The organism is uncultured Litoreibacter sp. (genome assembly GCF_947487515.1).
In the GTDB taxonomy this organism is placed as follows: domain Bacteria; phylum Pseudomonadota; class Alphaproteobacteria; order Rhodobacterales; family Rhodobacteraceae; genus Litoreibacter.
The window spans coordinates 69,081-75,901 of sequence record NZ_CANKWO010000005.1; the positions used below are offsets into that span (position 1 = coordinate 69,081).

Annotated in this window: 4 protein-coding genes and 1 pseudogene; all 5 read right to left on the reverse strand. The window is 58.2% G+C overall.

Annotated features, from left to right (window positions below):
- Nucleotides 1-55 precede the first annotated feature (55 nt).
- On the reverse strand, nt 56-1,456 hold the full coding sequence (locus Q0746_RS16540; RefSeq protein WP_298262214.1) for a DUF2235 domain-containing protein: 1,401 nt from the start codon (nt 1,454-1,456) through the stop codon (nt 56-58).
- Nucleotides 1,457-2,095, reverse strand: coding sequence for a hypothetical protein (locus Q0746_RS16545; protein ID WP_298262215.1), 639 nt, complete (start codon nt 2,093-2,095; stop codon nt 1,457-1,459).
- Nucleotides 2,096-2,725 (reverse strand): hypothetical protein, encoded by a 630-nt coding sequence (locus Q0746_RS16550; RefSeq protein ID WP_298262216.1) that lies wholly within the window; start codon nt 2,723-2,725, stop codon nt 2,096-2,098.
- Nucleotides 2,722-3,792: a DUF4123 domain-containing protein gene (locus Q0746_RS16555; protein WP_298262217.1), complete on the reverse strand. Its 1,071-nt coding sequence runs from the start codon at nt 3,790-3,792 to the stop codon at nt 2,722-2,724. Before Q0746_RS16555 ends, Q0746_RS16550 begins: the two co-directional genes overlap by 4 nt.
- 27 nt (nt 3,793-3,819) lie before the next feature.
- Nucleotides 3,820-6,821 (reverse strand): annotated as a pseudogene (locus tag Q0746_RS16560) (hypothetical protein); the annotation flags it as partial.

Below are 6,821 nucleotides of genomic sequence, written 5' to 3' on the forward strand. Positions count from 1 at the left end.
GTGTGCGGCTCAGGCGGTCAAGGGGCGCAGAGCCCAGATCACCTTTATTTCACGGCTACTTGGCCCGTCCGGTTTGATTGGGATGCACTTTTCGCACCCGCCCAGCCCGTTCGCGCATGGGGGCACCGATGACGGGGTAGATATCATTGTAGTTCGCCGAATGATGGGTGAAGTCCCGTTTGATCACGGCTGGGCTGGCCGAAGACAGGTCCTCAGGAATGGCGTATTCCCCGCTGTCTGGGTAGTCCTTCATGGGAACTCCGGAGGACTTCGCCTTGTCGTACATTTTCTTCATGGCGAGACGTGACAGCTCGTGGCGAATCCAAGGTCGGTTCATACGCGTCAGCACCGACCATTTATAGTAAGTTTGAACGGCTGGGCCGTAAGCCACGACCTCAATCTCGATCGCGGTTTTTTCCAGCTCCCAAGCATCGGGTAAATCCGCCGCCGTGATCCAGCCTTCGGAAATAAACACGGCCGCATCTGCAAGCATAGTTGCACGGAGGCGCGCGACGGCGGCAACTTGGGCCGCTTCTGCCTGCGCGCGCGACATGCTCATGCCCGTGGTTGGCAATTTTATAACGGGGCGTTCCTTGAAATTCTTCGGATATCCGCCACCCACATTCGAGTGAACCCCAGCCAACCGTTCAACCTCGCCGCCGCCCGGCTGGTTGTCGTTCAAACTAAAGCTGTGCCTGATCTCATCCTCGGCAGTGAGGTGGTAGATTGTATCTGCAGAAGCCGCCTTGAGGTGAACATCCACATCGCCGTTATCCGCTGTCAGATCACCCGCAATCGCTGCCACGGTGTCAAAAATCCCCAAAAAGCGAATGCGAATATTCCGGTCCTTGGGCAGCGTGGCATGTTTGTCATTGATCCACCCCAGAAGCGGGATAAGGTCAATCATCCCAACCCGTTGGTAATCCAGCCGTCCGGCATTAAACCCGTTCACAAAGTGGCGCGCTGCGGCGGCCCCGCGCGAGAACCCGAAAACATCCAAAATGACTTCTTTTGGCTCAACACCTGGCGACAGGCGGTTGATCATTTCGCCCACATCCAATGCGGCCTCGATCACGCGGTTCTCGACGCCGCGCTCACCGATCCCCATGGCAGAGCCCCAGATATCATCCTCTTCCCCCGTTTCGGTCCCAATCCCTTGCACATACAGGCTTCGGTGGCGGGTTTCCCATGTGTCGCAGGAAGTTTTCGTGTCGTGTCGGGGCTCGTTCCAATACAGGTCTTTCAACAAAGAGACATTCGAACGCGCGTTGGAATAGCTGCCTTCCCCGCCGGTTTCGGCGTTTTTCTCGTTGTTGCCGGTTCCGTCAAAGAACACACCAATTTCCAATGTCACCTTTGGGCAGGATTGGACAACGCCACCCGCATGGGCGGAGCCGATCTCTTCCATGTCGGCTGCGGCGCCACTTTCAATTGCTGCTGAAGACATGCCGGCCATCTAGGTTTCCCCCTGTACGCATGGCGTTTCGAGACGTGGCAGGCTTTTGCGTTTGTCTTCTTGTTCATACACCCATTTGATGTCGACATCCGCCTCTGGGCGGGTGCGAAAATCCACGTCGGCGGCGGCATTCCATTCGCCGCAAACTTCCGCAACCACGGTGCCGTTATACTCGCCCGAGGTTGGGTCGGGGCCAGTGTCGGTGGAGACCGCCAGATGCCCGTCCCGCCCGAAAACGATCGTCACATAGGCGGTTAAATCCGCGGTCTTCTTGACGGTAATTTTTCCCTCTGGCACGACAATCCGCGCCGAATACGCACGGTTGCTATAGACTTCTACCCAGTCCGCTTGAACCACAATCGCGCTGCCCTCTTCGACGGGGGGGCGCAGGCCGGTCAGCGTGCGGTTGCCTCCGCGCGGGTTTTCCCAATCAGTAGAGGCCAGATGCGGGAACGGCCCGTAGGCTTGCCCGTTGATCGACAGGGATTGCACCATAATAGGGTTGGTCACATGCGAGGCGTCCGTCAGCGTCATACGCGTGGCGGGGCCATTTCCGAACAGGCCCATCGCAGTCCCCGCAAGAGGAAGCGAGATCAACGCCGCAAGAACGACACCACCGAGGCTTCTCCTGACCACCATCTAAGCACCTCTCCCCGTGCAATTCGTTTCCAAATCCGGCGCGGCCATCCACTGGTCACGCCGCTCGATCAAGCGCCCAAGTCCGGGGATTTCATTCACCCGCAACCCGTAATTTTGGTCGCGCCTGGGCGTTCGCCCACCACAGACCCGTAACACCTCTCGGCCGTTCAATTGACCAGTCTTCGGGTCAGGGTCTGACTTGGTGAATAGCATAAACTCACCATTGCGACCATAGGCGAAGGTAATATAGGCGGCGACCCCTACTTCGTGGTCAACATGCAGCTCTGCCCAAGGGATGCTCACCTCGGCGGAATAGGCGCGTCCCGTCTCGATCTCGGTCCACTCTGTTTCGATGTCCAGCACGTGGTCGCTGTCCCCGCGCCAAGGCAGACGAATAACTGTCGCTTTGCCACCCCGCGGGTTCATCCAACGCGCCGAGGCCAGCGTTGGGAAGGCCCCCAAACTCTGGTCATTGACGCGAAGTCCGTCCAACATAATCGGTGTGCTTTGATGGGAGGCATCGCGGAAGGACAATTCCGTCGGGCGGCTGTCTGCAAAGAATCCCATGCCAAAGGCGGCGGTGCTGGTGAATCCGACGAGCACCGAAATCAGGCCCATCGCTCTCATCATCCCCCTGCCCCTTGGCTTACTTCCGACGCAAGAATGGTTGGGGGCAGTGCTTTCATCCGGTCGCGCAGTGCTTCGACTTTGCGCGCCTCTCGTTCAGGGGACAGGCAAATTTTGCGCAGTAAATCTTGAGGGTCTTTTTGTTCAAATCCCGGGCCGTAGAACACTTCCCAACAGGCCAGAAGATACAGGTGATCCATCTGCTTGATACCCGCTGGCATCATCCGGTCAAACAGGCCCTGAACCCGCCGATACACCAAGTCATCAGGACGATTGTCATCCAAATGCTCGCCGAAGGTTTTCTCGATCCGCCGCGCAACTTCTTCCATATCACGTTCCAGCCGCGCCCGCGCGATGGCACCAACCTCACCCGACGTCAGGATGAACGGCTTGCCATCCATCCCACGCGGACGTGTGAAGGATTCCGGCTCTGCCTCGACTTCTGTAAGGCGCCAAGTTCTTGGTCGGTTTTCCAACAAAAACATACGGTTAATCTGCGCGCCTTCGCGACAGAACCAATGCGCCGCGCGGTCGCTGTCTTGGGCAATATACGTCAGATAAGCCGCCATAGACGCGGGCTCCCAGAAGCGGAAGTAATAGGTTTGGCCGGTCTCATACTGCATGCGGTAGAACCGCCGCCAATGGCTCCAGACTGCGTCAAAATCGGGGCTGGCGCGGAACAGAATGCCGGGCTCAAGGCGGGCAATATTCCATGGGGTCTCTTCGCCCTCCAAATGGGTGAACAGCATCCGCGTCAGGCTATCCACTTCGGATAGAACCACCAACCACGGGGCCACGTCACCAAGTTCTTCTTCGGCGTCACCCTTGAACAAACACCGGTGGGGAATGACCGAATCCTCCAGCATAAGCTGCAGGTTCTCGATCTTTCCCGCGTCCAGAATGGCGTAAAGGACCGTATCGGTTTCATCGGGTGGAAATATCAGATCTTTCAGCGCGTCGGGCACAGGAAGGCGCGGGTGTACTCCGCGCTGACTGTCCAAAAGCTGTACCCCGTCATAAACGGTGAGCTTAAGCTCTGGGCCGGATGCCCCCGGTTGTTCCGGGGGCATACCAGAGGCAGACCCGTCCGCCATCGTTTAGAACTGCAACCGCAGCTGCGCAGTCACACCGTAGCTGCTGATGCTGTTGGAGAAGCGACCATCCGCACGGATGGAAGCATTCAACTGCTTGGCGGCACCGAATTTACCTTCGTCGATAATTTTGACGTAGTTCATACCGAAGCTCAGCTCACCATAGGCGCCCAAGTTCTCGGACGTCAGGTTCTGCATGCTGCCACCAGCATCCGTGTAGATCGAGCGACGCTCCTTGCCGAAGTCGTTATAGTAGGTCCCAGTCGCAAACACGTTGGTTGCCGAAGTTCCGTCTTCGCCAAAGAACGTCCGAGCCACTGTGCCCCCTACAAAGCCGATGGCAGTGGTGCTGTCTTGCGTCTGCAAGGTTGCCCCGTCATCAAACGTCAGCGTGGCACCTTTGGTTTGTGTCAAACCAAAGCCGGCAGTTGGAACAAGGGTCCAACCTTCCTGCTGCAGCGGGATGGCATAGCTCAATGCGCCCGACACGGTAAAGGCATTGGTCTTCAACTCAGCAGAGCTGAGGCCCAAACCAGCATTCGCGATCACCGCAGTGTTCGTAAACTCATAGGTTGTTTGCTCCGCGCGGACCTGAAGATCTGCAGACAAAGCGCCTTTCGCAGCTGCCAGATACAGGCCAGCGTATGTCTGGCGGAAGTCGCCCTCGGTGATCGAGGTAACCAAGCCGGAAACCTGTGTCGCGTTGCTTTGGTTCACCGCAAACACCGGTTGCTCGGTATCGCCTTCGTTCACACCGATGATGCCACCGAATGCCAAGTCCCAACCGCCGAAGGTGCCGTTGAAGCAGCCCCAGTCGCCGCCGATCTGCAAGCCATAGTAGGTGGCGTCAACAGTCGAAGAGATGTTGGACACAGAGTTCGCAGTCGCACCCGTTACATCCGCAGTACCGCCAACAACACGGCCCCAAGCACCAGCGCCACAGCTGTCTTCGTCCTCATAGGCAAGGCCGGATACAAACGGGCTGGATGGGCGGTTAATCACTGTCCCGATCAAAGATTGGGTCAGAACCACATTGCCTGCAATCGCCCCAATACCCGGGTTCGGTTGCGCCGCAAGTGTCAGATCGCCATTGCCGCTTTGCAGCAAGCCGTAGACCACCTGCCCACCAGAGGGTGGCAAGGGGTTATTCGGATCAAGGCTGAAGGTGAAGTTATTGCCTGCACCAAATGAATCATCCACATCGAAGACAACTACGGGCGGATCACCCACAGACGGCGCCGTCGTGCTCGTTGGAATAACAAAGCCCAGAACGTAGTCACCTGTAGTTGCGGCTCCTGTCACCACAACCATGTCGCTGTCCAACCCACCTGGAACACTGCTGTCCAAATTCGCATCAAGCAAGAAGCTGCCAGAGCCGCTCATGCCGCCTGCCACAGTGATCACGTTGTCGGTTGACCCGTTGGAGGCATCAACCAAACCGTTGTTTACCAAGCCGCCGGTGACCGAGAAGCCCCCAGTTGCGCCTGCGGTCGTGATCGTACCTGCGTTTGTCAGGCCTCCGTTGAACGTCCCTGCATTGGATAGCAAGGCGCCGTTGTTGGTGGTCCCGCCGTTGATTGTTCCCTCAACTACGGTGTCCCCTGGGGTTGCGTTGGTGTTGGTAAAGCCTGCGCCGGTGTCAAGTGTTTCACCCGTCGCAAGGTTCAACGTGCCAGAGTTGGTTGCAGCCCCCGTAACGGTCAATGACCCAATCACATCAAGCGCCATCGAGTTGTCCAATGCTCCGACGGTGCCAGACAAGTTGGCTGTCCCTGTGTTGGTCACAGTGCCCGTCACAGTGTTGGAGCTAACAAGCGTCCCTACCGAGGTCACATTGCCGGCAATCACACCCGTGTTGGTCGCTGTGGATGTCGCGTCAGATACCAAAACATTGCCACCGACAGCGCCCGTGTTCGTCAGATCTCCGCCGTTGATGGTCACATCGCCGGTAACTGTCGCTGCGTTGTTGGTGTCACCTGCACTTTGCGTCACACTCGCGACGCTGCCGCTGGTGATGTTCAAGTCGTCAGCATTGGTCACATCCGTAGCTGTGCCGCCGTTGATGTTCACTTGGCCTGCTTGGTTGTCAACAGTCGTCAACGTACCGGTCGAAGTCACCGTACCGCCATTGTTGGTCGTCGCACCCGTCACCGAACCGGTGATGGTCGCAACACCGCTTGCGGTGCTATTCGCAACGCTTGTAGCAGAGCCATCGAGTTGCAGGGTTCCGGTGTTTGTCACCGCGCCCGCCATCGCACCGGCATCTACAGCAGCGGTGCCGGAGTTGGTGATGTCGCCAGCAGAGCCAGCATCAACATTCAACGTGCCCGCGTTAGTCACGGCTGCAAGTGTACCAGTGCTGTCCAATGTTGTGCCCGACGCCGTGGTCGTCGCCCCAGTCACTGTGCCAGAGTTGGTCATCGTGCCCCCGGTCAAGCCGACAGTTGTGTTCACGGTGCCCGTGTTCGTCACAGTTCCAGCAGAGCTTGCAATGCTCGTGACGGTGCCATCGTTGGTCAGCGTGCCCGAGTTCGTCACCGCACCTGCCATCGCACCAGCATCTACAGCTGCGGTGCCAGAGTTGGTGATGTCGCCAGCAGTGCCAGCATCAACATTCAACGTACCCGCATTGGAAGACACGGTGCCCAATGTGCCAGAGCTGTTCACGGTCGAGCCCGCAAGCGTCGTCGTGTCGCCAGTTACCGTGCCGTCAGTGCCAACTGTGGTTGTGCCCGCTGTCACCGCAAGGCTCGCAGCCGTCGCAGTTACCGCATCGCCGTTACCAATGTTCGTGGTCCCTGCCGATGTCACCGCGCCGACGGAGCCGTCGTTTACAGCCAGTGTCGTGCCACTTGCGGCATCCGTAGCGCCCATCGTCGCCGAAGCGCCGGTTTGCGTCACCGAGCCAGTGTCCAGATCAACCGCACCAGTGATGGTGCCCGTGTTGGTCGTGGTCGCCGCGGCGTTGGTGTTCTGCACCAAGCTCGCAATCGTACCCGCGTTGGTCA

Excerpts from the sequence above, each read along its gene's own strand:
- Q0746_RS16550 (WP_298262216.1), bottom strand. The coding sequence starts at position 2,725 with ATGATGAGAGCGATGGGCCTGATTTCGGTGCTCGTCGGATTCACCAGC.
- Q0746_RS16555 (WP_298262217.1), bottom strand. The coding sequence starts at position 3,792 with ATGCCCCCGGAACAACCGGGGGCATCCGGCCCAGAGCTTAAGCTCACC.
- Q0746_RS16545 (WP_298262215.1), bottom strand. The coding sequence starts at position 2,095 with ATGGTGGTCAGGAGAAGCCTCGGTGGTGTCGTTCTTGCGGCGTTGATC.
- Q0746_RS16540 (WP_298262214.1), bottom strand. The coding sequence starts at position 1,456 with ATGGCCGGCATGTCTTCAGCAGCAATTGAAAGTGGCGCCGCAGCCGAC.